This window comes from Paracoccus lichenicola, assembly GCF_009708075.1.
Taxonomy (GTDB): Bacteria; Pseudomonadota; Alphaproteobacteria; order Rhodobacterales; family Rhodobacteraceae; genus Paracoccus; species Paracoccus lichenicola.
Genome location: NZ_WMBT01000001.1, coordinates 24,020 through 47,528, shown reverse-complemented (window position 1 = coordinate 47,528; position 23,509 = coordinate 24,020). Strand labels below are relative to the sequence as shown.

At 67.7% G+C, this 23,509-nt stretch carries 27 protein-coding genes; 9 read left to right on the top strand and 18 right to left on the bottom strand.

What is annotated here, in order from left to right:
* Window positions 1-45: 45 nt before the first annotated feature.
* The 3 genes from GIY56_RS00240 to trhA form a co-directional block, all read right to left on the bottom strand.
* The gene (locus GIY56_RS00240; protein ID WP_407946930.1) at window positions 46-1,248 is read right to left on the bottom strand and encodes an MFS transporter; all 1,203 of its coding nucleotides are present in this window, start codon (window positions 1,246-1,248) and stop codon (window positions 46-48) included.
* 2 nt (window positions 1,249-1,250) lie between these two features.
* Window positions 1,251-1,895 carry a bifunctional 4-hydroxy-2-oxoglutarate aldolase/2-dehydro-3-deoxy-phosphogluconate aldolase gene (eda, locus tag GIY56_RS00235; RefSeq protein ID WP_154762816.1) on the bottom strand — a complete coding sequence of 215 codons (645 nt, stop codon included), beginning with the start codon at window positions 1,893-1,895 and terminating at the stop codon, window positions 1,251-1,253.
* Between the two features lie 101 nt (window positions 1,896-1,996).
* A complete protein-coding gene (gene trhA, locus GIY56_RS00230) occupies window positions 1,997-2,647 on the bottom strand; it encodes a PAQR family membrane homeostasis protein TrhA (RefSeq protein WP_154762815.1) in 651 nt (216 codons plus the stop codon).
* 230 nt (window positions 2,648-2,877) lie between these two features.
* On the opposite strand from trhA, the gene rpsB reads away from it, so the two are divergent.
* The 3 genes from rpsB to GIY56_RS00215 all read left to right on the top strand — a co-directional run bounded on the left by rpsB (window position 2,878) and on the right by GIY56_RS00215 (window position 5,353).
* Complete coding sequence (rpsB, locus tag GIY56_RS00225) at window positions 2,878-3,660, top strand: 30S ribosomal protein S2 (protein ID WP_154762814.1); 783 nt, start codon at window positions 2,878-2,880, stop codon at window positions 3,658-3,660.
* A gap of 86 nt (window positions 3,661-3,746) precedes the next feature.
* Entirely contained in the window at window positions 3,747-4,658 is a 912-nt protein-coding gene (gene tsf / locus GIY56_RS00220) for a translation elongation factor Ts (protein ID WP_154762813.1), read from the top strand.
* A 110-nt stretch (window positions 4,659-4,768) separates the two neighbouring features.
* A complete protein-coding gene (locus GIY56_RS00215) occupies window positions 4,769-5,353 on the top strand; it encodes a (d)CMP kinase (protein ID WP_154762812.1) in 585 nt (194 codons plus the stop codon).
* A 7-nt stretch (window positions 5,354-5,360) separates the two neighbouring features.
* Here GIY56_RS00215 and GIY56_RS00210 read toward each other — a convergent pair whose 3' ends face one another.
* Window positions 5,361-5,636: an I78 family peptidase inhibitor gene (locus GIY56_RS00210; RefSeq protein ID WP_196053506.1), complete on the bottom strand. Its 276-nt coding sequence runs from the start codon at window positions 5,634-5,636 to the stop codon at window positions 5,361-5,363.
* 71 nt (window positions 5,637-5,707) lie between these two features.
* Here GIY56_RS00210 and GIY56_RS00205 point away from each other — a divergent pair, with 71 nt between their 5' ends.
* On the top strand, window positions 5,708-6,010 hold the full coding sequence (locus GIY56_RS00205) for a hypothetical protein (protein ID WP_154762810.1): 303 nt from the start codon (window positions 5,708-5,710) through the stop codon (window positions 6,008-6,010).
* 2 nt (window positions 6,011-6,012) lie between these two features.
* Here GIY56_RS00205 and GIY56_RS00200 read toward each other — a convergent pair whose 3' ends face one another.
* Window positions 6,013-6,537, bottom strand: coding sequence for a superoxide dismutase family protein (locus tag GIY56_RS00200; protein WP_230312203.1), 525 nt, complete (start codon window positions 6,535-6,537; stop codon window positions 6,013-6,015).
* Between the two features lie 121 nt (window positions 6,538-6,658).
* On the opposite strand from GIY56_RS00200, the gene GIY56_RS00195 reads away from it, so the two are divergent.
* Complete coding sequence (locus tag GIY56_RS00195) at window positions 6,659-6,967, top strand: ETC complex I subunit (protein ID WP_154762809.1); 309 nt, start codon at window positions 6,659-6,661, stop codon at window positions 6,965-6,967.
* Between the two features lie 12 nt (window positions 6,968-6,979).
* On the opposite strand, the gene GIY56_RS00190 is transcribed toward GIY56_RS00195, so the two are convergent.
* The 4 genes from GIY56_RS00190 to pyrC all read right to left on the bottom strand — a co-directional run bounded on the left by GIY56_RS00190 (window position 6,980) and on the right by pyrC (window position 10,633).
* A complete protein-coding gene (locus tag GIY56_RS00190) occupies window positions 6,980-7,336 on the bottom strand; it encodes a DMT family protein (protein WP_154762808.1) in 357 nt (118 codons plus the stop codon).
* Window positions 7,327-8,814: a replicative DNA helicase gene (locus GIY56_RS00185; protein WP_154762807.1), complete on the bottom strand. Its 1,488-nt coding sequence runs from the start codon at window positions 8,812-8,814 to the stop codon at window positions 7,327-7,329. Before GIY56_RS00185 ends, GIY56_RS00190 begins: the two co-directional genes overlap by 10 nt.
* Window positions 8,815-8,921: 107 nt before the next feature.
* Window positions 8,922-9,593 (bottom strand): orotate phosphoribosyltransferase, encoded by a 672-nt coding sequence (locus GIY56_RS00180; RefSeq protein ID WP_154762806.1) that lies wholly within the window; start codon window positions 9,591-9,593, stop codon window positions 8,922-8,924.
* On the bottom strand, window positions 9,593-10,633 hold the full coding sequence (gene pyrC, locus GIY56_RS00175; RefSeq protein WP_154762805.1) for a dihydroorotase: 1,041 nt from the start codon (window positions 10,631-10,633) through the stop codon (window positions 9,593-9,595). Before pyrC ends, GIY56_RS00180 begins: the two co-directional genes overlap by 1 nt.
* 135 nt (window positions 10,634-10,768) lie before the next feature.
* Between pyrC and GIY56_RS00170 the strand changes: the two genes are divergently transcribed.
* Window positions 10,769-11,068 (top strand): antibiotic ABC transporter, encoded by a 300-nt coding sequence (locus GIY56_RS00170; RefSeq protein ID WP_154762804.1) that lies wholly within the window; start codon window positions 10,769-10,771, stop codon window positions 11,066-11,068.
* A 35-nt stretch (window positions 11,069-11,103) separates the two neighbouring features.
* Here GIY56_RS00170 and gap read toward each other — a convergent pair whose 3' ends face one another.
* The 4 genes from gap to purB all read right to left on the bottom strand — a co-directional run bounded on the left by gap (window position 11,104) and on the right by purB (window position 14,795).
* Window positions 11,104-12,105 (bottom strand): type I glyceraldehyde-3-phosphate dehydrogenase, encoded by a 1,002-nt coding sequence (gene gap, locus GIY56_RS00165; RefSeq protein ID WP_154762803.1) that lies wholly within the window; start codon window positions 12,103-12,105, stop codon window positions 11,104-11,106.
* Between the two features lie 110 nt (window positions 12,106-12,215).
* Window positions 12,216-12,359: a hypothetical protein gene (locus GIY56_RS18310; RefSeq protein ID WP_196053505.1), complete on the bottom strand. Its 144-nt coding sequence runs from the start codon at window positions 12,357-12,359 to the stop codon at window positions 12,216-12,218.
* 41 nt (window positions 12,360-12,400) lie between these two features.
* Window positions 12,401-13,411, bottom strand: a complete 1,011-nt coding sequence (locus GIY56_RS00160) for a FliG C-terminal domain-containing protein (RefSeq protein WP_154762802.1) — start codon at window positions 13,409-13,411, stop codon at window positions 12,401-12,403.
* Window positions 13,412-13,481: 70 nt separating this feature from the next.
* Entirely contained in the window at window positions 13,482-14,795 is a 1,314-nt protein-coding gene (purB, locus tag GIY56_RS00155; RefSeq protein WP_154762801.1) for an adenylosuccinate lyase, read from the bottom strand.
* Window positions 14,796-14,942: 147 nt separating this feature from the next.
* Between purB and GIY56_RS00150 the strand changes: the two genes are divergently transcribed.
* Together GIY56_RS00150 and GIY56_RS00145 are read left to right on the top strand one after the other, a co-directional pair.
* The gene (locus GIY56_RS00150; protein ID WP_154762800.1) at window positions 14,943-15,659 is read left to right on the top strand and encodes a hypothetical protein; all 717 of its coding nucleotides are present in this window, start codon (window positions 14,943-14,945) and stop codon (window positions 15,657-15,659) included.
* A 21-nt stretch (window positions 15,660-15,680) separates the two neighbouring features.
* On the top strand, window positions 15,681-16,709 hold the full coding sequence (locus GIY56_RS00145) for a YihY/virulence factor BrkB family protein (protein ID WP_154762799.1): 1,029 nt from the start codon (window positions 15,681-15,683) through the stop codon (window positions 16,707-16,709).
* Between the two features lie 3 nt (window positions 16,710-16,712).
* On the opposite strand, the gene GIY56_RS00140 is transcribed toward GIY56_RS00145, so the two are convergent.
* The 3 genes from GIY56_RS00140 to GIY56_RS00130 all read right to left on the bottom strand — a co-directional run bounded on the left by GIY56_RS00140 (window position 16,713) and on the right by GIY56_RS00130 (window position 20,396).
* Entirely contained in the window at window positions 16,713-18,371 is a 1,659-nt protein-coding gene (locus GIY56_RS00140) for a peptidoglycan -binding protein (protein WP_154762798.1), read from the bottom strand.
* Between the two features lie 3 nt (window positions 18,372-18,374).
* Window positions 18,375-19,613, bottom strand: coding sequence for a biopolymer transporter ExbB (locus GIY56_RS00135; RefSeq protein WP_230312240.1), 1,239 nt, complete (start codon window positions 19,611-19,613; stop codon window positions 18,375-18,377).
* A 225-nt stretch (window positions 19,614-19,838) separates the two neighbouring features.
* Window positions 19,839-20,396, bottom strand: coding sequence for a gamma-glutamylcyclotransferase (locus tag GIY56_RS00130; protein ID WP_407946929.1), 558 nt, complete (start codon window positions 20,394-20,396; stop codon window positions 19,839-19,841).
* A 94-nt stretch (window positions 20,397-20,490) separates the two neighbouring features.
* Between GIY56_RS00130 and GIY56_RS00125 the strand changes: the two genes are divergently transcribed.
* Complete coding sequence (locus tag GIY56_RS00125) at window positions 20,491-21,405, top strand: DUF2125 domain-containing protein (RefSeq protein ID WP_196053504.1); 915 nt, start codon at window positions 20,491-20,493, stop codon at window positions 21,403-21,405.
* Here the strand turns inward: GIY56_RS00125 and GIY56_RS00120 are convergent.
* Together GIY56_RS00120 and hisC are read right to left on the bottom strand one after the other, a co-directional pair.
* Complete coding sequence (locus tag GIY56_RS00120) at window positions 21,402-22,322, bottom strand: prephenate/arogenate dehydrogenase family protein (RefSeq protein ID WP_154762796.1); 921 nt, start codon at window positions 22,320-22,322, stop codon at window positions 21,402-21,404. The genes GIY56_RS00125 and GIY56_RS00120 overlap by 4 nt on opposite strands.
* Window positions 22,319-23,410, bottom strand: coding sequence for a histidinol-phosphate transaminase (gene hisC / locus GIY56_RS00115; RefSeq protein ID WP_154762795.1), 1,092 nt, complete (start codon window positions 23,408-23,410; stop codon window positions 22,319-22,321). The genes GIY56_RS00120 and hisC overlap by 4 nt, the downstream gene beginning before the upstream one ends.
* Between the last annotated feature and the right edge of the window lie 99 nt (window positions 23,411-23,509).

The following is a 23,509-nucleotide window of genomic DNA, read 5'->3' as shown; positions in this document are numbered from 1 at the left end:
GCCCAAATATCCTCGGGGGGTGCGGGGGGCGAAGCGCCCCCGCCGCTACGCATCCGCCGGGCGCAGCATCAGCCAGATCAGCGCCCCGCCCGCCAGCACCAGGAAGGGCAGCATCGCCAGATTGACCGCGTTCCAGCCCGCCACTACGGAACCCCCGCTGCAATTCATCAGCCCGCCCGAGGACAGCGAGGCAAGAAACACGCCCCCGAACACCACCGCGTCGTTCAGGCCCTGGACGCGGCCCCGCTCCTCGGGGGCGTGGGCGCGGGACAGCATGGTGGTGGCGCCGATATAGCCGAAGTTCCAACCCATCCCCAACAGGATCAGGGTGGCGAAGAAATGCGACAGTTCCACCCCCGACAGGGCGGCGGCCCCCGCCAGGGCCAGCAGGAACAGGCCCACCGCGACGATCCGCTCCGCGCCGAAGCGGGCGATCAGGTGGCCGGTGAAGAAGCTGGGCGCGAACATTGCCAGCACATGCACGCTGACGATATTGGCCGCATCCGTCGGCGCAAAGCCGCAGCCCACCACCGCCAGCGGGGTCGAGGTCATCACCAGGTTCATCAGGGCATAGGCCACCATGCCGCAGATCATCGCCACGGCAATCTGCGGCTGGCGCAGCAGTTCGGCCAGCGGGCGGCCCGCATCCGCGTCGGCCTCGGCAGGCGCAGGCCTGGGACTGTCGAGGAACGCGAACAGGAACGGCCCAAGCGCGTTCAGCCCGATCACCGCCAGATAGGTGGCCAGGAACGGCACCGCCGTCAGTCCGTCCGTGACCCGCACTACGGCCGGGCCGATGATCGCGGCGGCCAGCCCGCCCGCCATCACCCAGCTGATCGCGCGGGGGGCGTAATCCTCGGACGCGAGGTCGGTGGCGGCGAAGCGATAGAAACCCTGCGCCGACATGTAGATGCCGGTCAGCAGGGATCCGGCCATGAACAGCCAGAACGACCCCGCCGACAGCCCCCATGCCGCCAGTGCCGCGCCCAAGCCGCCCGCAAGAACCGCCAGCATGAAACCCGCCTGCCTGCCGCGATCCTGCATGAAGCGCGCCAGCGGACGCGCGGTCAGCGCCGATCCCAGGACGATCATCGACAAGGGCAGGGTGGAGATGCAAGGGTTCGGCGCCAGGATCTGGCCCGCCAAACCGCCGACGATGAAGATCACCGACATCTGGGCGCCCAGGATCGCCTGCGCCGCGACCAGTACGATCACGTTGCGGCGGGCGCGCCTGTCGTCGGGGACCAAGGTCAGCCCCGGCTCAACCGGGATGCGGCGTGCGCCCGTTCCTGGATCGCGCCCCAGTTCTCGGCGCTGACATCGGCATCGGTGGCGATCCAGCTGCCGCCCACGCAGACCACGTTCGGCAGCGACAGATAGTCACCGGCATTGGCAACCGAAATGCCGCCGGTCGGACAGAAGCTGACCTTCGGCAGCGGTCCCGCCAGCGATTTCAGCGCGGGCGCGCCGCCGATCGCCTCGGCCGGAAAGAACTTCAGCATGTCATAGCCTGCATCCGCCGCGCGCATCACCTCGGACGCGGTGGCGGTGCCGGGCAGCAGGGGCAGCTCCAACTCCTCGCAGGCGGCGATCAGGCGGTCGGTCAGGCCGGGCGAGACGGCGAAACTCGCGCCCGCATCCTTGGCGCGCTTGGCGTCGTCCGGCGTCAGCACCGTGCCCGCGCCGACATGGCCGCCCGACACGCCCGACATCGCCCGGATGGCGTCCAGCGCGGCGTCGGACCGCAACGTGATCTCCAGCACCGGCAGCCCGCCCGACACCAGGGCACGGGCCAGGCCCGCCGCGCGTTCCGCGTTCTTGATGACGATCACCGGAATGACCGGGGCAAGCCTGCACAATGCGCGCGTCTTTTGCGACTGGAGTTCAGGGTTCATGGCGCCACCTTCCGTTCCGCGATCCGGGGGCAAACTGCCCGCGGACGGGGGGCGATGCAAGCGGTTTGCCGCCCCCGGGCGCAAATCCCGATACCGCTAACCTAGATCGCGGACAGCACCGCGACATAATGGATGGCCGCGGCCGTCACGACAAAGCCGTGCCAGATCGCGTTCTGAAAGCGCAGCCGTTCCCAGACGTGGAAGATCACGCCCACGGTATAGACGATCCCCCCGATCACGATCAGCAGCATGGACAAGGGCGGCAGGTTGTCGGCGATGGGACGGAAAGCGACAAGCCCGCTCCACCCCATCAGAATGTACAGCAGTATCGCCAGCCGGTCGTATCGCCCGGGCAGCAGGCATTTCAGCGCGATGCCAAGCGCGGCCATGGTCCAGATGCAGATCAGCAAGGCGAAAACCACCGGATCGGCCGATGCCTTGTGCAGGAAGGGCGTATAGGTGGCCGCGATCAGGATGAAGATCGCCGAATGATCGGCCCGCCGCAGTTTCCATTTCAGCGCCGAATGCGGCAGCGCGTTGTAGAGGAACGATACCGCCAGGGCCAGGATCAGCCCGGTGCCATAGATCGAGACGGCCAGAACCTCGGCCCGGGTGGCCGAGGTCGCGGCCTGGAACACCAGCACCGCCACGCCCACCACCGCCAGGGCGACGCCGATGGCATGGACGATGCCGTCCGCCAGCCTTTCGTGGAAATCATAATGCCGCCCGAAGCGGAACTGGCTGTCAGTCATGATGTACCCCTTCCGCCAATCTTGCCTGACCCATACAACGCGGGCAATTGACAGTTCGTTCAAATGCCGCGCGATCCGCGTGACCCCTTGCAAATGGCGCGCGCAGGGGCTATTTGCCCCACACTTCACAGGCAGGGGCGGGCCTTTGCGGGAGAAATCCGCAAAAGGTCCACCGGTTGGGGCATATGCCCTGAATCCTTTGCCAAGGCGCAAACCGGAAAGGACATGGAATGGCGCTTCCCGAATTCAATCTGCGTCAGCTCTTGGAAGCTGGCGTTCACTACGGTCACCAGACGCAACGCTGGAATCCGCGCATGGCGGAATTCATCTATGGCGACCGCAACGGCATCCACATCCTGGACCTGACGCAGACCGTCCCGATGCTGGACGCGGCCCTGCAGGTCGTGCGCGACACCGTCGCCAAGGGCGGCCGCATCCTGTTCGTCGGCACCAAGCGCCAGGCGCAGAAGCCGATCGCGGACGCGGCGGAACGCTCGGCCCAGTTCTACATGAACCACCGCTGGCTGGGCGGCACGCTGACCAACTGGAAGACCGTGTCCCAGTCGATCAACCGCCTGAAGGCCCTGGACGAGACCATGGCCGGCGGCGCCGAAGGCATGACCAAGAAAGAGCGTCTGCAGCTCGAGCGTGAGCAGAGCAAGCTGCAAGCCTCGCTGGGCGGCATCCGCGACATGGGCGGCTTGCCGGATCTGCTGTTCGTCATCGACGTGAACAAGGAAGACCTGGCGATCCTGGAAGCCAGGAAGCTGGGCATCCCGGTCGTGGCCGTGGTCGATACCAACTGCTCGCCCGAAGGCGTGGACTACATCATCCCCGGCAACGACGACGCCGCCCGGGCCATCGCGCTGTATTGCGACCTGGCCAGCCGCGCCGCGCTTGACGGCATGTCGGCCCAGATGGGCGCCGCCGGCGTGGATGTCGGCGCGCTGTCCGACGCCCCCGAGGAGCTGCTGGACGAGCCTGTTGCCGAACAGGCGACCGCCGACGCCTGATCGGCGCTTGCGTCCCGATACATTCACGGAACTGTCGTCAGGCGGGGACATGCCCCGCCTGACGCGTTGATCAAAGGAGACGGATCATGGCTATCACCGCCGCGATGGTGAAAGAGCTGCGCGAAACGACCGGCGCAGGGATGATGGACGCCAAGAAGGCGCTGACCGAGACCGACGGCAACATGGAAGCCGCCATCGACTGGCTGCGCACCAAGGGTCTGGCCAAGGCCGCCAAGAAGGCCGACCGCGTCGCCGCCGAAGGTCTGGTGGGCGTGCAGGTCACCGATGGCCGCGGCGTCGCCGTCGAGATCAACTCGGAAACCGACTTCGTCGCCAAGAACGCCGACTTCCAGCAGCTGGTCCGCGACATCACCGACATCGCCCTGACCACCGCCACGGATGTCGAGGTGCTGAAGGCCACGCACCTGAACGGCAAGCCCGTGTCCGAGGTGCTGACCGACGCCATCGCCCGCATCGGCGAGAACATGACCCTGCGCCGGATGCATCTGCTGGAAGGCGACACGGTGGTGTCCTATGTCCACAACGCCGCAGGCGACGGCCTGGGCCGGATCGGGGTTCTGGTCGCGCTGAAGGGCGACAAGGACAAGGCGCAGGCCATCGGCAAGCAGTTCGCGATGCACATCGCCGCGACCAGCCCGGTCTCGCTGTCGGAAGCGACCATGGACCAGGCGCTGCTGGCGCGCGAACTGGAAGTCCAGACCGCCAAGGCGCTGGAAGAAAACGCCGCCTCGTCCAAGCCGAAGCCCGAGGCCGTGATCCAGAACAACATCATCCCGGGCCGGATGAAGAAGTTCGTGGCCGAAAACACGTTGCTGGGCCAGGCTTTCGTGATCAACCCCGACCTGACGGTCGAGCAGGCCGCGAAGGAAGCCGGGGTCGAGATCACCGGCTATGCCCGCGTGGCGGTCGGCGAAGGCATCGAGAAGAAGGAAGAGGATTTCGCGGCCGAGGTCGCCAAGACCCTCAGCGGCGCCTGATCCCGTTCTCCTGGACAACGGAACGCCGGTCCCCTGGGGGCCGGCGTTTTTCGTTTTGACGCCCGCACGGCGGCATGTCATGCACGGGCGCGAAACTGCCTTGCGAAGCCATGCCATTCATCATCGCCATCGACGGACCCGCCGCCTCGGGCAAGGGCACCATCGCCCGCGCGCTTGCGGCGCATTTCGGCTTTCACCACCTGGATACGGGGCTGCTGTATCGGGCGACCGGGGCCAAGGGCGGCGATCCCGTGCTGGCCGCGCAGACGCTGGACGCGGGCGACCTGGCCCGGTCCGACCTGCGCAGCGCCCAGGCCGGGCAGGCCGCCAGCCGCGTGGCGACCATCCCCGAGGTGCGCGCCGCCCTGGTGGATTTCCAGCGCCGCTTTGCCACCCGGGAACCCGGCGCGGTGCTGGACGGACGCGATATCGGCACGGTCATCTGCCCGGACGCGGCCATCAAGCTGTATGTCACGGCCTCGGACCAGGTGCGCGCCGCCCGCCGCGCGGCCGAGCTTGGCGCCGACCCCGCCCAGATGCTGGCCGAGTTGCAGGAACGCGACCGCCGCGACAGCGAACGCGCGACGGCGCCCCTGAAGCCCGCCGACGATGCGGTCGTTCTGGACACCAGCGACCTGACCATCGCCGAGGCGATTGCCCGCGCCATCGCCCAGGTGGACCGGGCGCGGGCGTGACCCCCTCTCAGCCGCAGGTGACCCGGGCGATCCAGCCCTTGGGATCGAGGAAGATGTTCAGCCGCCCCGGCTGGTATTCCTGCGTCACGATCTGCCCGGGACTGATTTCCCGGTAATCCAGTTGCGGCGGCAGATAAACATCTCCGATGTTCATGCCGACAAGGGTCTGATGCCGGGCCGGATCGCAGCGGGTCGCGGCGACTGTGGGGGCATAGGCCGTCGCACAGGCGGCCAGCGGAACCAGGAAAAAGGCGGGCAGGATCATGCGCGCAGAGATTGGCATCGGATCACCTTTGTGTTTGGGTGAGAACGACGCGCGGACCAAAGCGTTCCCCGCCCCTTGGAGGAAAGATGATGAAACAAGGACTTGCCGCCACCGCCTTGGCCGTCCTGCCTGCATTCGCCACGGCATCCAGCGACGACGCCTGGGACGCCTTTCGCGCCACGGTTGACACGGCCTGCCGGACCGCCCTCGCCGCGCTTGCCGACAGCACCGTCACGGTCGAGGTGAACCCGTTCGGGTCCGAAAGCTATGGTGCGGCCCTGGTCAGCGTGGCCCGGGCCACGGGCACGGACCGCATGATCTGCATCCTCGACAAGCAGACGGGCAGGGCAGAGATCACGGCGCCCTTCACGGACGCCGCGCCGGTCCGATAGGGCTAGTTCGTCAGGGCAAAGGTGCCGCAGCCGATTCGTCCGCCCGCATGGCCGGATGGCTGGCCCCTGTAATCGTCGGGTTGTTCATGGATGATGATGGCGGATCCGTCCTCGTCCGCGACCATCTCGGGGGTCAGGCCGGCCACGAAGTATTCCACCGTCAGCGCCCCGCCGTCCGGAACGTGGATGTTGGGCAAATCCCCCGGGTGGGGACCGTTTTCCGCCATAATGCCGTGTTCCTTGTCACCGGCCAGATGACCGCCCGCCGATTCGAAATCGGGCGCCGTGCATTCCCCGGTTTGGTGCAGATGGGCGCCGTGGATGCCCGGGGGAACGCCCTGCAATTCCAGCGTGACCAGCATGATCCCTGACGGCATTGCCATCGCAGTGGCGCGGCCCAGGGTCTCTCCTTCGGCGGACAGGATGTCGGCGGTCATCGGCGGTTGGTCGTCAACCGGCGGCATGTCCTGCGCGGCGGCGGGCAGGGCCAGCAGCAGCCCGAGGGCGGCAGCGGTTCGGAATGGCATGGGAACCTCCTGTGGTTTCGGTCGCAGCCTCAACGCCGCGGCATGGCAGGCGTTCCGGCCCTTGATCCGGGCCGCGCGATTGGCGATAAGTCGCCCCGAGATCCGCCCGAAAGGTAGCCCCATGCGCGTCCGCATCTATCAACCCGCCCGCAATGCCATGCAGTCCGGCAATGCGCGGACAAAAGGCTGGGTCCTGGAGTTTCCGCCCGTCGGGCGCGAGATCGACCCGCTGATGGGCTGGATCAGCAGCGACGACACCCAAAGCCAGGTCCGCCTGCACTTCGACACCCAAAAGCAGGCCGAGGACTATGCGCGAGAGCATGGCTTCGACTATGTCGTCCAGCCTCCGCACAAGCGCGCCGCCAATGTCCGCCCGCGCGGATACGGCGAAAACTTCGCCACCGATCGCCGCGGACCCTGGACGCACTGACCGCCCGGGCGCCTAGCCGAAATCGTGAAAGATGAACCAGGCGCCCAGGCAGATCAGCCCGAATCCCACGCCGTGCTGCCAGCCGATGCGTTCCCCCAGATAAACCCACGAGAACAGCGCGAAGACCGACAGGCTGATCACCTCCTGGATGGTCTTCAGCTGGGCTGCGCTGAAATGCCCGTGGCCGATGCGGTTGGCGGGTACCTGCAGGATGTATTCAAACAGCGCGATGAACCAGCTGACCGCGATCACCGTGACCAGCGGCGCGGTCTTGAACTTCAGGTGGCCGTACCACGCCACCGTCATGAAGACGTTCGAGGCGATCAGAAGACCGATGGTGACGACGGGAACCGGCAAGCCTAGTCCCATTGCGATTGCCGGTCCTTCGCCAGGTTGCCGAACCGGGTGAACTGGCCTTCGAACGAAAGCTCGACCGTGCCGATGGGACCGTGGCGCTGCTTGCCCAGGATCACCTCGGCCTTGCCGTGGCATTGCTCCATCACCTGCTGCCACTTGGCCATGGCGTCCAGGTCGCTGTCCGACGGCTTTTCGCGTTCCTTGTAGTATTCCTCGCGGAACACGAACATCACGATGTCGGCGTCCTGCTCGATGGACCCGGATTCGCGAAGGTCCGACAGCTGCGGGCGCTTGTCGTCGCGGTTTTCCACCTGCCGCGACAGCTGCGACAGGGCGATCACGGGGATGTTCAGCTCCTTGGCGACGGCTTTCAGCCCCTGGGTGATCTCGGACACCTCGTTCACGCGGCTGTCCTTGGCGGACGCGGCCTTCAGCAGTTGCAGATAGTCCACCATCAGCACGTCCAGCCCATGCGTCCGCTTCAGCTTGCGCGCGCGGGCGGCAAGCTGGTTGATCGGCAGGGCGGGCGTGTCGTCGATATACAGGGGGCAGTTCTGCAACGCGTGCGCGGCCTCGACGAAGCGGCGGAATTCGCCCTCGTCCATGTTGCCGCTGCGGATGCGTTCGCTGGGCACCTCGGCCGCCTCGGACAGGATCCGCGCGGCAAGCTGTTCGGCCGACATTTCCAGGCTGAAAAAGCCCACCACGCCACCTTCGACCGTGCCGATTGTGCCGTCGGGGCGTTCGCCCGTCTTGTGGGCCTTGGCGATGTTGAAGGCGATGTTGGTCGCCAGCGAGGTCTTGCCCATCGAGGGACGGCCCGCCAGGATCACCAGGTCGGAATTGTTCAGGCCCCCCATCTTGGCGTCCAGGTCGATCAGCCCGGTCGAGATCCCCGACAGCTTGCCGTCGCGCTGATAGGCGGCGTTGGCGGCCTGCACCGCGCCCGTCACGGCCTTGAGGAAGGACTGGAAGCCGCGCTCCGCCGTGCCCGCCTCGCCCAGCTTGTACAGCGTCTGTTCGGCGGCCTTGATCTGCTCCTCGGCCTCGTCGCCCACCTCGACCGTGGCGGCGCGGGCGGAAATGTCCTGGCCCAACTGGATCAGTTCGCGGCGCAGGGCGAATTCGCGGATCATCTGGGCATAGTCGCGCGCGGCATAGGCGCTGATCGCGGCCCCCGCCATGCGCGCCAGATAGGCCGGCCCGCCCAGTTCCCTCAGCCCCTCGTCATGTTCCAGGAACGCCTTGATCGTGACGGGGCTGGCCAGGGCGTTCTTGCGGATGCGTTCGGAACAGATGTCGAAGATGCGGGCGTGGACCGGGTGATAGAAGTGGTCCGGCTTGATGATCTGGCTGACCCGGTCGAACACGTCGTTGTTGGTCAGCAGCGCGCCCAGAAGCTGCTGTTCGGCTTCCAGCGAGAAGGGGATCGAGGGCGTGTCCTCGGCGCTGACGGGCTGACCCGGAATGATGGCGCGCAGATTGGTCATGGGCTGCCCCCTTTTCTTCTTGCCCCGTTCTACACCCGATGCGCCACGCGGGGAACGCCGCGCAGTGCGATTTCAGGGGGTGGTTCTGTGGATGGCCTGTGGATAAGTCAGGCGTTCGCGGCCTGCCAGGCGCGGGGATCGGTCAGGAAGATCTCGACCTCGGCCAGCGTTTGCGGGTCGAAAGCGGCTTGGGCCTTGGCCTCGGCCAGGACATCCCACCAGGTGCAGAGGTGATGCAGCGAAACACCATGATCGGCCAGGCGCTGCGTCGTTTCCGGGAAGATGCCGTAATAGAAGACAACCGCCGTATGCGCGCAACTCGCGCCGGTGTCGCGAATCGCGTCCACGAAGGACAGCTTGCTGCCGCCGTCGGTGGTCAGGTCCTCGACCAGCAGCACGCGCTGTCCCTCGGACATCGCCCCCTCGATACGGGCATTGCGGCCATAGCCCTTGGGCTTTTTCCGCACATAGGTCATGGGCAGGCCCAGCCGTTCGGCGACCATGGCGGCAAAGGGAATGCCCGCGGTTTCACCGCCTGCCACGTTGTCGAAGGCCTCGAAGCCCGCGTCGCGCATCACCGTCGCCGCCATGAAATCCATCAAGGTCTGGCGCACGCGGGGAAAGCTGATGATGCGGCGGCAGTCCACATAGGTCGGCCCCTTCAGGCCCGAGGCATAGGTGAAGGGCGTCGTCGCGTTGAAATCGACGGCCTTGATTTCCAGCAGCATCCGGGCGGACAGGCGGGCGATCTCGTCGCGCGCGGGAAAGGTCAGGCTCATCAGTCCTCCAGATGCCAGTAAAGCGGAAAGCCGGGGTCGAAGACGGTGACGGTCTCGCCGCCCGCGTCGATCTGCGCCGGATAGGCGGCGGGGGTGGCGCGCTTGACCAGCGTGACACGGTCGTCGTTCGGCGGCAGGCGATAGAAGGCGGCGCCGTGCAGGCTGGTGAAGCCTTCCAGCCGGTCCAGCGCGCCCTCATCCTCAAACACCTGGGCCAGGATCGACAGGGTGTTGGGCGCCGTGAAGCAGCCCGCGCAGCCGCAGGGTTGCAGCTTGGCGGCATCAGTGTGGGGCGCGCTGTCGGTGCCCAGGAAGAACCGCGACTCGCCACTGGTCGCGGCCTCGCGCAGGGCCAGGCGGTGCGATTCGCGCTTGGCGACGGGCAGGCAGTAGTAATGCGGCCTGATGCCGCCGGCCAGGATCGCGTTGCGGTTGATGACCAGGTGATGCGTGGTGATCGTCGCGGCCAGATCGTCGCCACCCGCGCGGGCATAGGCCACGCCCTCGCCCGTGGTGATATGCTCCATCACCACGCGCAGGCCGGGGGTGCGGCGGCGCAGCGGGTCCAGGACGCGGTCGATGAAGACAGCCTCGCGGTCGAAGATGTCCACGGCCGGATCGGTGACTTCGCCATGCACGCACAGGGTCACGCCCGCCTCGGCCATCGCCTCCAGCACCGGCTGGACGCGGTCGAAATCGGTCACGCCGCTGGCGGAATTGGTCGTGGCGCCCGCGGGATAGAGCTTGACCGCGCGGATGATGCCGTCACGGAACGCGGCCACGACATCGGCGGCGTCGGTCGCGTCGGTCAGGTACAGCGTCATCTGCGGCTGCAACGCGGCACCCTGCGGCAGGGCGGCCAGGATCCGGTCGCGATAGGCGGCGGCCTGGGCGCCGGTCACGACCGGGGGCACCAGGTTCGGCATGATGATCGCGCGGCCGAAGCGGGCGGAATGGGGCGCGACGGCGGCCAGCATCGCGCCGTCGCGCAGGTGCAGGTGCCAGTCGTCGGGGCGGCGAAGGGTGATGCGGTCGGTCATGGCCTGCCTCTATACAGCGCAAACGGGCCTTGCCAAGCGCGTCATGCATAAAATGGCAGGCACCCGTGCAACAGCCGACCTTGTCCTGACGTTCGTGTCACATCAGATAAAGAAGATGATCCAAAGGATGACGCCATGTTCCCGATGATGCCCAAGAACCCTGTCCGCCTTTGGACGCAATTCGCCCGAATCGCCATCGAATCGCAGATGGTGATCGGCCTGCGCACGGCGGGGATGATGGGCATCATGGCGCAGGCGCCGGGCGAGCCTTTCGTCATGGTCGCCGAGAAACAGGCGGCCGCGACCGAGTCGCTGTTCGCCATGGCCCGGGCCGCAAGCCGAGGCCACAGCGCCGAGCGCGTGATGGCCGCCGCCCTGCGCCCCTATGGCAAGCGGACCCGCGCCAACTCGCGTCGCCTGGGCCGCGTCGGGTAAAGGAAAACGGCGGGGTTTCCCCCGCCGTCCTCTGGTCAGATCAGCTTGCCCATCGCGACTGCCGTGTCGGACATGCGGTTGGAAAAGCCCCATTCGTTGTCGTACCAGGTCAGGATGCGGCACAGCCGGCCTTCCATCACCTTGGTCTGGTCCATGTGGAAGACCGAGGAATGCGGGTCGTGGTTGAAGTCCGACGAGACCAGCTTTTCCTCGGTATAGCCGAGGATGCCCTTCATTGGGCCATCGGCCGCCGCCTTGATCGCGGCGTTGATTTCCTCGACCGAGGTGTCGCGCCCGGCCTCGAACACCAGGTCCACGACCGACACGTTGGGCGTGGGCACGCGGATCGCCACGCCGTCCAGCTTGCCCCTCAGTTCCGGCAGCACCAGACCCACGGCCTTGGCGGCGCCGGTCGAGGTCGGGATCATCGACAGGGCGGCGGCACGGGCGCGATACAGATCCTTGTGCATCGTGTCCAGCGTCGGCTGGTCGCCGGTATAGCTGTGGATCGTCGTCATGAAGCCGCGGTCGATGCCGATGGCGTCGTTCAGCACCTTGGCGACGGGCGACAGGCAGTTCGTGGTGCAGCTGGCGTTCGACACGACCAGATCGTCGGCGGTCAGCGTGTCGTCGTTCACGCCGAAGACGATGGTCTTGTCGGCATTCTCGCCGGGGGCCGAGATCAGCACGCGCTTGGCGCCGGTGGACAGGTGCGGCTGGACCTTGTCCCGGGACGTGAAGATGCCGGTGCATTCCATGATCACGTCGATGTCGCCCCAGGGCAGGTCGGCCGGGTTGCGGACCGCCGTGACCTTGATCGGGCCGCGGCCCACGTCGATGGTATCGCCGTTGACCGTGACCGTCGCCGGGAAGCGGCCATGGACGCTGTCATAGCGCAGCAGATGGGCGTTGGTTTCGACGGGGCCGAGATCGTTGATCGCGACGACCTCGATATCGGTGCGCCCGGATTCGATGATGGCGCGCAGGACGTTCCGGCCGATCCGCCCGAAACCGTTGATCGCAACTTTGACAGCCATGGTTCTCTACTCCCGACCAAGTGACGTTGCGCCCCTCGTATCGCGCTGTATCGGGTGATGCAAATGCCGCGTGGCCGCGCCCGACCTGCGGATGGCCGGCCAGGGCGGCGTTAGCGCCAGAAGATGAGATATTCGACCAGGCCGTCCACCGCCCGCGCCGCCATCAGCGGCAACTGCCACTGAAGCCACAGCTGGTCGGCGACGAACAGTCCCAGGATCAGGACCAGAAGCGCGATGGCGATGGTGTTGGTCATGGCCGTCTTATCCGCCCGTCGCGCAAGCGGCGCAAGCACCCTTACTCATCGTCCTGCGGCAGGATCAGGGTGATCTCTCCCGCTTCCTCCAGCCGGCGGATGGCCGAGACGACCTCGGTCATCGCCTCCTCGATGTCCGAGGGGCGCAGCTTGCCCAGGTCGTTGCGTTCTTCCCGCAGCCCGTCGGACATGCGCTGCGACAGGCTCGCCAGGATGAACTCGGCCGCCGCGGCCTCGGCCTCGCCGGGGGCGGCAAGGGCGCGGACCAGGACGGCCTGGTCCACCTCGCGGATGATGCGCGGGATGTCGCGCGGCAGGACGCGGGCGGGGATATGGGCGAAGATGAAGATCGCCTTGCGCACGCTGCCCGCGAATTCGGCGTCGTGGCGGTCGAGGCTGTCCAGCACGTCGTCGCGCAGGTCGGCCGTGGCGAAGTTCAGGATCGCGCCCATCCGGTCCGTCGCGGGGGTGGACAGCGCGGGGCGGGGCAAGGCCTCGGCCGCCTGCAGCAGGATCAGGCCGACCCGTTGCAGCGATTCGGGCGTGACGCCCGCCGTCATGGACATGGCCTGCGCCACCGACCGCGCCCGTTCGCGGGGCAGGCTCACGAAAACCTCGGACGCGCGTTCCACCGGCAGCTTGGACAGCATCAGGGCCACCATCTCGACCGCCTCGGAATTGGCCAGCGCCAGGATGGCGGGGGCGGGCAGGGCGCCGATGCGGGACCATGGGTCGCCCCGGCCCTGGATCGCGGCGCGGCGGCGCAGCCGGTCGGTGCTGTCCTCGGACAGTTGCGCGCCCAGCATGGCCAGCGTGCCGTCCAGGTCGCCCGGAAAGGTCACGCCCACCGATTCCAGCCGGTCGCAGAATTCGGTGATGATCGCGTCGCGGGTCTGGCGGTCGATCAGTTCCATCCCCGCCATCTCCTCGGCCAGCAGGGTCTGGCTTTCGCTGTCCAGCCGCGACAGGCCCGATGCCTGGTCGTCATCCAGAAGCAGGCGCACGATCACCGCCGCCTTTTGCCGCTGGTTCAATCCCGTTTGTATCGTCATCGTTCCACCAGATCGACCCTATCCTGCGGCCAATCTGGCAGAGCTTTCCTAACACCGGGTTTATGCGCGCCTATTTCTGGCCTTGCTCGAACACCCGGCGGAAGATCGTGTCCACGTGCTTGGTGTGATAGCCAAGGTCGAACTTCTCCTTGATCTCGGCAGGCGACAGGGCCGCCGTCACCTCGGGGTCGGCCAGTAATTCTTCCCGGAAATCAGCGCCTTGTTCCCAGACCTTCATGGCGTTTCTTTGCACCAGGCGATAGGCGTCCTCGCGCGAGACGCCGGCCTGCGTCAGCGCCAGCAGGACGCGCTGCGACATGACCAGGCCCTTGAACTTGTTCATGTTGGCCAGCATGTTTTCGGGATAGACGACCAGCTTGTCGATCACGCCCGCCAGACGGTTCAGCGCGAAATCCAGCGTGATGGTCGCGTCGGGCGCAATGCCGCGTTCCACCGAACTGTGCGAAATGTCGCGTTCGTGCCACAGGGCCACGTTTTCCATCGCCGGGATCACGGCCATGCGGACCAGGCGGGCGAGGCCGGTCAGGTTCTCGGTCAGGACCGGGTTGCGCTTGTGGGGCATGGCGGAACTGCCCTTTTGGCCGGGGGAAAAGAACTCCTCGGCCTCCAGCACCTCGGTCCGCTGCATGTGGCGGATCTCGATGGCGACGTTCTCGATGCTGGAGGCGATCACGCCCAGGGTCGCGAAGAACATTGCGTGGCGGTCGCGGGGGATCACCTGGGTCGAGATCGGTTCGGGGCGCAGGCCCAGTTTGGCGCAGACATGCTCCTCGACCGCGGGGTCGATATTGGCGAAGGTGCCGACGGCGCCGGAAATCGCACCCGTGGCGACCTCCCACCGGGCCTGTTCCAGGCGGGCGCGGTTGCGGTTCATTTCCGCGTAGAAGCGCGCGAAGGTCAGGCCCATCGTGGTCGGCTCGGCATGGATGCCGTGGCTGCGGCCGATGCGGACGGTGTCCTTGTGTTCATAGGCGCGGCGCTTCAGTGCCTCGAGCACGCGGTCCAGGTCGTCCAGCAGGATGTCGGCGGCGCGGACAAGCTGGACGTTCAGGGTGGTGTCCAGCACGTCCGAACTGGTCATGCCTTGGTGGACGAAGCGGGCCTGGTCCGCGCCGACATGCTCGGCCAGATGGGTCAGGAAGGCGATCACGTCGTGCTTGGTCACGGCCTCGATCTCGTCGATGCGGGCCACGTCGAATTCCACGTCCTTGGCGCGCCACACGGCCTCGGCATTCTCGCGCGGGATCACGCCCAGGTCGGCCTGGGCATCGCAGGCATGGGCCTCGATCTCGAACCAGATGCGGAAACGGGTCTCGGGCGACCAGATGGCGGTCATGGCGGGGCGGGCATAGCGGGGGATCATGGCGGGCCTCTTTTTCCGGTTGGGGCGGGCATAGCGGCGCAATGACCCGGCGGCAAGTTTTCGATTTCCGCCCGGCCGGGCACGGGAACATTCCGGCGGCGCAAGCTGTTGAGGATTCGACCAATCCGACAAGACCGGAGAAAAGCCATGCATCCGACCCATGACGACGACCGCCCCATGACCGAGGCCGACCGCACGAGCGAGACCCGTTTCGGCCCCCGTCCCGTGCCCCCGGGGCACCATGGACCCAAGCCGTCCTTCCAGGCGCGGCGGGTGATCGCCTCGGGGAACGTCTCGCCCGATGGCCGTTCGTCCTATCCCACCCCCTCGCTGGGCGCCAAGATTGCCGTCTGGGGCGGCGTCGCGGTGGGCGTGGCGGGCGGGACGGCGGCGGCCGTTCTGGCCGTGCGCAAGATCGCCGATGCCGTTTCCGGCAGTTCCCATGCCAAGCATCCCCACCGCAAGTTCAACGCACCCCGCTTTGTCGAGATGGACGAGGACGAGCGCGATGCCATGCGCCGCCGCGTGCGCGCCCAGGATCACGCCGACCGCCAGGAGTTCAGCCGCCTGCGGGCCGAGGCCTCGCAACACCGTCACGACCGCAAGCCCAAGGCCCCCAAGCGCAAGGGCAACTTTGTCGAGGATCTGATCCACACATCGACCAGGCTGTCGGAAAGCCTGGAAGGGGTGGCCAAGTCGCTGTCGGTGGCGATGGACAGCTTCCGCAGCGTGGCGGGCCAGGCGACCGGCGTGGTGTCGGAATTCGCCTCCACCGCCGACCAGCTGCGGTCCGCCTTGCGGGGCGATCAGCCCAAGGCCGCGCAAAGGGAGGCAGGCGATTCGGACCGCGCGCATCGGCTTTGATCGGGTAACAGGAACAAGGCCATGAGAAGCAGCACGCCCGGAGTCCTCGACGCGCTATTCGGCGATTTGGACGATCCGACCCGCCAGCGTTTCGGGATGAAGACCGACGAAACGCCGCAGGCGCGGACACCGGCGCGGCCGCATCCGGCGGGCAAGGATGTCGGGCTGCGCGACCTGGGCAAGGACGACTGGATGGACATCACGAAGGCGACCTTCACCCAGGTCGGCACCGACCGGGTGACGGCCGTCGCGGGCGGGATCACCTTCTTCGGCCTGCTGTCCCTGTTCCCGGCGATCACGGCGCTGGTGTCGATCTATGGGCTGGTCGCCGATCCCGCGACGATTTCGGGCCATCTGGACATGCTGGAAAGCTTTCTGCCGCAGGGGGCGCTGGACATCATCCGTGGTCAGGTCGAATCGATCACCTCGTCGCCGGGAACGGCGCTGTCGCTGGCGGGGATAGGCGGGCTGCTGGTGGCCTTCTATTCCGCCAATGGCGGGGTCAAGGCCCTGCTGTCGGCGCTGAACGTCGCCTTTTTCCAGACCGAGACGCGCGGCATCATCCGCCTGAACCTGGTGTCCATGGCCTTTACCCTGGGCGGGCTGGTGCTGATCGTCCTGATGCTGGGCGTGATCGCCGTCATTCCGATCCTGCTGCAGATGCTGCCCCTGGCCGAAACGACCAGCACCTGGGTCGCGGTGATCCGCTGGCCGATCATGTTCGGCGTCCTGATCGTGGCGCTGGCCGCGCTCTATCGCTGGGGACCCGACGCGCCGGATTCGCGCTGGCGCTGGATTTCGCCCGGTGCGGTGATCGCCGCCGTGGGGCTGGTGATCACCTCGATCCTGTTCAGCTGGTATGCCGCGAACTTTGCCGACTACAACGAAACCTATGGTTCCTTGGGCGCGGTGATCGCTCTGATGATGTGGCTGTGGTTCGCATCCACCGTGGTCCTGGTGGGCGCCGAGGTCAATTCCGAGATCGAACGCCACTTGAAGCAAATGGCGGGCGTGCCGATTGACCCGGCACAGGAAAAGCCCGCCAAGTAGCCCTCAGCGTTCGGTCAGCTTCAGCTCGATGCGCCGGTTCGCCGACAGCGCCTCGGGCGTCGTGCCGGGGGTCACGGGCCGCGTATCGGCAAAGCCTGTGGCAGCCAGCCGGTTCGCCGGAAAGCCCAGTTCGTCGGTCATGTAGCGCACGACGGCCAGGGCGCGGGCCTGGCTCAGTTCCCAGTTGTCGCGATAACGCCCGGTGCCCGACAGTTGCGTGCTGTCGGTGTGGCCGTCCACCCGGATGATCCAGTCGATTTCCGGGGGGATGTCGTCCGCGATCTCGGACAGCATCCGGGCCACGCGGGCGACCTGGTCGCGCCCTTCGGGCGACAGGGTCGTGGCGCCCGGCGGGAACAGCACCTCGGACTGGAAGACGAAACGGTCGCCCACCACCTGCACGCCCTCGCGCCCCGACAGGATCTCGGACAGGCGGCCAAAGAATTCCGACCGATAACGGGCCAGATCCTTGGCTTCCTCCTCGGCGCGCTGGCGGGCCTGTTCTTCCAGCGTCAGGCGGCGGTCGGTTTCCTCGGCGGCGCGTAGCAGGGCGGCGTTCAACTGTTGCCCCAGGCTTTCGACGCGCAATTCAGCCTGCCGTTGTTCGTCGCCTGCGGCATCCAGAAGCGCCTGCAGCGATCCCAACTGCGCGGTCAGAGAGGCCACCTGTTCATTCAGCAACGCGACCCGCCGCTGCCCCTCGTCCGACAGCGCCGTCTGGTCGGACAGCGCCTTTTCCGCCGTGGCCAGAAGCGCGGCCTGACGCTCGGCCTCGGTCAGGCTGCGGGCGGCTTGGGCGGTCGCCTCGTCGCGCGCGGCCTCGGCTGCGGCCAGCAGGGTCAGGGTTTCCTCGGCGCGCTTGCGGCTTTCCTCCAGCGACAGGGTCATGGCGGTCAGTTCGGTGTCCGCGCGTTCCAGCCGTTCGCGCAGGGCGCGCGCGGCCTCGGCATCGGTCAGGCGGGCGGCCTCGGCCTCGGTCAGCTGGGCCTGCAACGCGCCCGCCTTCGCCTCGGCCGCCTGGGTCTGCTGGCGCAGGTCGGCCGTCACGGCCTCCAGCGCGTCGCGGCGGGCGGCGGCAAGGCGCGCCTGTTCGGCCTGCGCGTCGATTTCCCGGCGCGCGGCCGCCACGGCCAGTTCGGCGGCGCTGGCGCGGCTTTGCTGCTGGGCCAGTTGCGCCTGCGCCTGCTGCTGGTCGGCGGCGCGCGCGGCCATCAGCGCCGCGACCTCGGCCTCGAAATCGGTCAGGCGGGACCGGGCCTGCGCCAACTCGCCCTGGCTGCTTTCCAGTTGCGAGGACAGGCGCGCGATGCGGGCGGCGCGGTCGCGCGCCTCGGCCTCGGCATCGGCAAGCTGGCCTTGCAGATCCGCGCCGCGATCCTCGGACGCGGTCAGCGCCTGCCCCAGGGCCGAGACCTGCTGCCCAAGCTGTTCCAGCCGCTGTTCCTGGGCCGAGATCGTCTGCGTCTGTCCCGCGATCGTCTGGCCCTGTTCGGCGATGGTGTCGTCCTGGTCGGTGATCTGTTCGCGCAGCACAGACTGCATCACGGTAAAGATCGTCAGCACGAAGACCAGCACCATCAGCAGCGTGGCCAGGGCATCCACGAAGCCCGGCCAGATATTGGCCGAAAAGCGGTGCCCGGATGCGGCGCGGCGCAGGGCCATGGCTCAGGCCCCGTCCCGCGACACCAGCGGGTCGCGCAGAAGATCGTCGCGGAACGGATCGTTGAAGCGCGCCGCGCGCACCGCACGCGTCAGGACCAGGATGTCGGACCGCAGTTCCGCCACCATCTCGTCCCGGCCCTCGGTCAGGTCCTTGGTCAGCCTGTTCAGCGCGGCCTCGATCCCGCCCAGATCGGGGGGCGGGGCGGCGGGGCGTTCCGCTTCGCTGCGCACCAGATCGACCAGCCGGTCCTGCCCGCCGATCAGCCTTTCCTGTCCATCGGCCAGCCGGGACAGGGCTTCGGTCAGCCCGGCGATGCGGGACAGGGATGCCTCCTGCTCGGCCTCGCTGCGCTGGACCAGCGCCTCGATGGCCTGGGCCATCACCACGACGCGTTCGTCCGCCATGGCGGCGGCTTCGTCGCGCTGAATGTCGCGTTCGGCCTGCATCTGCTGAAGGCGGTCCATCTGGCCCGCCATCTGTTCCAGGAACCCCGCCAGCGCGGCCTGATCGACGCCCTCGCCCTCGGAACCCGCCAGGCTGACGCGGGTAAAGCCCGACATCCATTCCTCAAGCTCGCGATGGAAGCGGTTCTGGCCGTGGGTGACGAACAGTTCCAGAAGCCCCACGACCAGCGATCCGGCAAGCCCCAGCAGGGACGAGGAAAACGCCGTCGCCATGCCGCCCAACTGGGATTCCAGCCCGCTCATCAGCTTGTCGAAGACCTGGATGCCGGCTTCGCCTTGCTGCGGGGCCAGGGTGCGGATCGTCTCGACCACCGCCGGGATGGTCGTCGCAAGGCCATAGAAGGTGCCAAGAAGTCCCAGGAAGATCAGCAGGTTCGACAGGTATCTTGTGATGTCGCGCAACTCGTCGATGCGGGTTGCCACGGAATCGAGGATCGAGGCCGCCGCACTGGTCGAGATGACCCCGCCCACAGGCCCGCGCGCGCCAAGAAGCGCGGCCAAGGGCGCCAGAAGACGCGGGGGCTGGTCGCCGGTGTCCAGCCCGCCCCGCGCCGCGATGCCCTTTTCCACGGCATTGCTGCGCCGGGCGGCGAACCGCTCGATCCAGCTGACCGAGCGGATCAGCTGGCCCACCTGCCAGAAACAGGCCAGCACGCCCAGGGCGAAGACGGCCAGGATCAGCCCGTTCAGCCACAGGTTCGCGCGGAAGATCGGCAGGATGCGGCCATAGGCGATCCATCCCCCCGCCAGCACCAGGACCAGCACCGTGACCATCATCACGATCTGCCGCACGGGTTGCGAGAAATGCGGGCTGGCAGGGCCGGGGCCGGGGGGGCGGGTCGCGGTGATCCGCCGGTCCGCCGCGCCGGTGCGGCGTGGAAGGGCGGACTGGTCAGGCCGCTGGCTGCTGGTGGGGTCGGTCAACTGGTCGCATTCCCATGGCCAAACACTGTCAGCCGGGAGTGTAGGGCGCGCCCCCGCGCTTGCCAAGCGATCCGACGGTCAGGCCGGCGGGTTTCTGTCGCTTTCCAGCAACTTGCGCACTTCGTCCGTCAGATGGTCCATTGTCGCGTCGCCCAGGCCGATCTGCGCCAGATGGGCGGCGGTGTTGAACAGGTAATCGGCGTTCGGTCCCCGCCCGCCCTGCGCCCGCGCGATGATCCGCGCCTGTTCGGCCAGATCCAGCCCGCCCGCATACTGGACGTGGTCGCGCCGCATGACATAGGCCAGCGCCTCGACACGGCGGCCATCCTCCAGCCGCAGGGGCAGGATCGCCTCCTTATAGGCGTCCGTCACCAGTTCGCGCGCGCGCAGATAGGCCAGCACCTCGTCATGGTCGCCGTCCGCGATGCGCAGGGCCAGGCCGCCGCATTCGCCGCCCGGCTGCGCGTCGAGGCCCAGCACCAGCCCCGGCCGCGCCGCCGTGCCGCGATGCTGGATCGACCGCAGGCAGAAGCTGCGGGCATAGCCCGTCACCCATGCCCGCGCGGTCTCGACCGGCGCAAAGCCCGGATCCCAGATCAGCGATCCATAGCCGAAGACCCATTCGATCTTTCGCATCGTCCCCATTCCGTCCATTCACCGAAAGTTAGGACAACGCGTGCCATGACGGAAGGGGACGGGTGAGGGGATGATGATTCCAAGGCTGCTTCTGATGATCGCGCTGGCACTTGCGGGCCTGTGGTTCGCAGCCGAACCCCTGCTGGTCGCGCAGGCGCGGCGGCATGTGCAGGCGGACGGGATCGCCCCGCAACCGGGGTGGGGGCGGCTTGGGCTGGCGTTGACGGGCGTGACGTTGCCGACGCAGGCCGGGCGGCTGGAACTGCCGAGGCTGGATCTGTGGGTGACGCCCCTGTCGCCGACGACCCTGCGGGCCGGCCTGCCCGAGACGGCCTTTTGGGATGCCCCGGCCGGGCGGCGGCAGGTCGGGATGGAGGATGCCGCTGCAGCCGTGACGCTGTCGCCCCTTGGTTCGGTTGTGCGGGCCAATGCGTCCTTTGCGGCCCTGGCGCTGGACGGCGCGCCGCTGTCGGGGCGGGGCGACGTGACCGCGCGCGCCGTGGCGGACGACCGCATCCCGGGCCATGCCTTCCAGATGCGGATCCACCTGCCCGACCTGCGCCTGCCGCAGGCCCGGTCCGCCACCGGCGGGCTGCGCCTGTGGCTGGATCGTGCGCCCGGTATCGGGACCGAGACGCCTGCCGTGCTGGGCGTCATGACCGAGGGGTTCGAGATCGACACCGGCCGTTTCACGGTGCGGCTGGTCGGGCAGTTGAGCAAGGGCGCGGACGGTCTGGCCCAGGGCCGTGTCGCGCTCTACGGCAGCGATGCCGCCGCCATGCTGGATCGGGCCATCGAGGAGGGGCTGGTCCCGCCAAAGGTCCGCCTGCTGGCGCGGGGCATGCTGAACCGGGTCGGACAGATGGATTTCGCGGGCGGCGGCGCGGACTGGCCGTCCATGCCGCCCGCAGCGCAAGGTCAGGTCCGCATCCCGCTGGAGATGCGCGAGGGCCGGATGTTCCTCGGCACGGTCGAGATCGGGTCGGCCCCGCCCTGGCCCGCGTTCTAGCTGCCCGTCGCGACGCGCCCGAAGTCGGGGGCGGCGGTGTCCTGCCCGGCCTCGATGATGCCGCGGCGGATGGCGCGGGTGCGGGTGAAGTAATCGAACAGCTGCTGGCCGTCGCCCATGCGGATGGCGCGCTGCAGGACGAACAGTTCCTCGGTGAAGCGGCCCAGGATGTCCAGCGTCGCCTCCTTGTTGTGCAGGAACACGTCGCGCCACATGGTGGGATCGCTGGCGGCGATGCGGGTGAAGTCGCGGAAACCGGCGGCGGAATACTGGATCACTTCCTCGTCCGTGACGCGGCGCAGGTGGTCGGCCACGCCCACCATGGTATAGGCGATCAGGTGGGGCGCGTGGCTGGTCACGGCCAGGACCAGGTCGTGGTGTGCGGGTTCCATGGTGTCGGTCTTGGCGCCCATGGCGCGGACCAGATCGGACAGGCGGGCGACGGCATCGGGGTCGCTGTCCGGCAGGGGGGTTAGCAGCCACCAGCGGTTGCGGAACAGGCTGGCAAAGCCCGCGCGGGGACCGGAATGTTCGGTGCCTGCCAAGGGATGGCCGGGCACGAAATGCACGCCCGGCGGGATGTGAGGGGCAACGGCGTCGATGACCGACTGCTTGACCGATCCGACATCCGTGACGGTGGCGCCCGGTTTCAGATGTGGCGCGATGTCCGCCGCAACCGCGCCCATGGCACCCACCGGAACGGCCAGGACGATCAGGTCGGCGCCTTCCACCGCCTCTGCCGCGCTGTCGGCGATGCGGTCGCAAAGGCCGATCTCTCGGGCGGTGTCGCGGGTCTCGGCGCTGCGGGCATAGCCCACGATTTCACGCGCCAGACCCCCTTCGCGGATGGCATGGGCCATGGATCCGGCGATCAGGCCAAGCCCGATCAATGCGACACGGTCATAGATCACGGTCATGCGCGGCCCCGTTCGGACATGAAGCGGCCCAGGCAATCCAGGACGCGGGTCACGCCATCCTCGTCCCCCACGGTGATGCGCAGGGCGGCGGGCAAGCCGTAGCCCGCGACGCGGCGCACCAGGATGCCATCGCCGCGAAGCGCGGCATCGGCGGCCTCGGCCTCGGCCGGGTCGGTGAATCGGGCCAGCACGAAATTGGCGAAACTCTCGTCGCAGCCGATGCCCATCTGGATCAGCGAGTTGCGCATCCGCTCGCGCATCCGGGCGTTCAGGCCGGCGCAACGGTCGCGGAAGGCGGTGTCGCGGACCGCCGCCTCGGCCGTGGCCATCTGGGCGTTCGACAGGTTGAAGGGCTGGCGGATGCGGTTCAGCACGTCGATGATCTCGCGCCCGGCATAGCCCCAGCCGATCCGCAAGCCCCCAAGCCCATGGATCTTGGAGAATGTCCGCGTCATGATGACGTTGGGGTGGCGGTCCACCAGCGACACGCCGCCGTCCGCGCCCGCCGCGAATTCGGTGTAAGCGCCGTCATGGACCAGCAAAACGGCGGGGGGCAGGCCATCCACCAGACGCTGCACTTCCTCCGCGGTCAGCATGGTGCCGGTCGGGTTGGCCGGGTTGGCGACAAAGACGATCCGCGTCCGGTCCGTGACGGCGGCCAGGATCGCGTCCACGTCGATGCGGCGCTCGGCCTCGGGGACCGTGACGGGAACCGCGCCGACCATCCGGGCCAGGATCGGATACATGGAAAAGCCATGTTCCGTCGTGATCACCTCGTCGCCCGTCCCGGCAAAGGCCTGGACCACGAATTGCAGCACCTCGTCGGACCCCACCCCGCAGATGATCCGGTCGGGGTCAAGGCCGTGGACCTCGCCGATGGCGCGGCGCAGGGGACCGTGATCGGTGTTCGGATAGCGGTGCAGATCCCCTGCCGCCGCGGCATAGGCCGCCTTCGCCTTGTCGCTGCACCCCAGCGGGTTTTCGTTCGACGACAGCTTCAGCACGTCGCGGTGCCCCGGCAGCCTGCTTTCGCCGCTGACGTAAAGCGCGATGTCCATGATGCCGGGTTGGGGTGTGATCTGCGTCATGTCCGTATCCTCTGTCGCGCCCCGTCTAGTGCATCGCGGCGCGGCGAGGAAGTGTCATGCGGGCAGAAATCCCCCGGCAGGCGGCGCGGCAAGGCGTTG

Coding starts and splice junctions, on each gene's coding strand:
- eda (WP_154762816.1), bottom strand. CDS start 1,895: ATGAACCCTGAACTCCAGTCGCAAAAGACGCGCGCATTGTGCAGGCTT.
- trhA (WP_154762815.1), bottom strand. CDS start 2,647: ATGACTGACAGCCAGTTCCGCTTCGGGCGGCATTATGATTTCCACGAA.
- rpsB (WP_154762814.1), top strand. CDS start 2,878: ATGGCGCTTCCCGAATTCAATCTGCGTCAGCTCTTGGAAGCTGGCGTT.
- tsf (WP_154762813.1), top strand. CDS start 3,747: ATGGCTATCACCGCCGCGATGGTGAAAGAGCTGCGCGAAACGACCGGC.
- GIY56_RS00215 (WP_154762812.1), top strand. CDS start 4,769: ATGCCATTCATCATCGCCATCGACGGACCCGCCGCCTCGGGCAAGGGC.
- GIY56_RS00210 (WP_196053506.1), bottom strand. CDS start 5,636: ATGCCAATCTCTGCGCGCATGATCCTGCCCGCCTTTTTCCTGGTTCCG.
- GIY56_RS00205 (WP_154762810.1), top strand. CDS start 5,708: ATGAAACAAGGACTTGCCGCCACCGCCTTGGCCGTCCTGCCTGCATTC.
- GIY56_RS00200 (WP_230312203.1), bottom strand. CDS start 6,537: ATGCCATTCCGAACCGCTGCCGCCCTCGGGCTGCTGCTGGCCCTGCCC.
- GIY56_RS00195 (WP_154762809.1), top strand. CDS start 6,659: ATGCGCGTCCGCATCTATCAACCCGCCCGCAATGCCATGCAGTCCGGC.
- GIY56_RS00190 (WP_154762808.1), bottom strand. CDS start 7,336: ATGGGACTAGGCTTGCCGGTTCCCGTCGTCACCATCGGTCTTCTGATC.
- GIY56_RS00185 (WP_154762807.1), bottom strand. CDS start 8,814: ATGACCAATCTGCGCGCCATCATTCCGGGTCAGCCCGTCAGCGCCGAG.
- GIY56_RS00180 (WP_154762806.1), bottom strand. CDS start 9,593: ATGAGCCTGACCTTTCCCGCGCGCGACGAGATCGCCCGCCTGTCCGCC.
- pyrC (WP_154762805.1), bottom strand. CDS start 10,633: ATGACCGACCGCATCACCCTTCGCCGCCCCGACGACTGGCACCTGCAC.
- GIY56_RS00170 (WP_154762804.1), top strand. CDS start 10,769: ATGTTCCCGATGATGCCCAAGAACCCTGTCCGCCTTTGGACGCAATTC.
- gap (WP_154762803.1), bottom strand. CDS start 12,105: ATGGCTGTCAAAGTTGCGATCAACGGTTTCGGGCGGATCGGCCGGAAC.
- GIY56_RS18310 (WP_196053505.1), bottom strand. CDS start 12,359: ATGACCAACACCATCGCCATCGCGCTTCTGGTCCTGATCCTGGGACTG.
- GIY56_RS00160 (WP_154762802.1), bottom strand. CDS start 13,411: ATGACGATACAAACGGGATTGAACCAGCGGCAAAAGGCGGCGGTGATC.
- purB (WP_154762801.1), bottom strand. CDS start 14,795: ATGATCCCCCGCTATGCCCGCCCCGCCATGACCGCCATCTGGTCGCCC.
- GIY56_RS00150 (WP_154762800.1), top strand. CDS start 14,943: ATGCATCCGACCCATGACGACGACCGCCCCATGACCGAGGCCGACCGC.
- GIY56_RS00145 (WP_154762799.1), top strand. CDS start 15,681: ATGAGAAGCAGCACGCCCGGAGTCCTCGACGCGCTATTCGGCGATTTG.
- GIY56_RS00140 (WP_154762798.1), bottom strand. CDS start 18,371: ATGGCCCTGCGCCGCGCCGCATCCGGGCACCGCTTTTCGGCCAATATC.
- GIY56_RS00135 (WP_230312240.1), bottom strand. CDS start 19,613: ATGATGGTCACGGTGCTGGTCCTGGTGCTGGCGGGGGGATGGATCGCC.
- GIY56_RS00130 (WP_407946929.1), bottom strand. CDS start 20,396: ATGCGAAAGATCGAATGGGTCTTCGGCTATGGATCGCTGATCTGGGAT.
- GIY56_RS00125 (WP_196053504.1), top strand. CDS start 20,491: ATGATCGCGCTGGCACTTGCGGGCCTGTGGTTCGCAGCCGAACCCCTG.
- GIY56_RS00120 (WP_154762796.1), bottom strand. CDS start 22,322: ATGACCGTGATCTATGACCGTGTCGCATTGATCGGGCTTGGCCTGATC.
- hisC (WP_154762795.1), bottom strand. CDS start 23,410: ATGACGCAGATCACACCCCAACCCGGCATCATGGACATCGCGCTTTAC.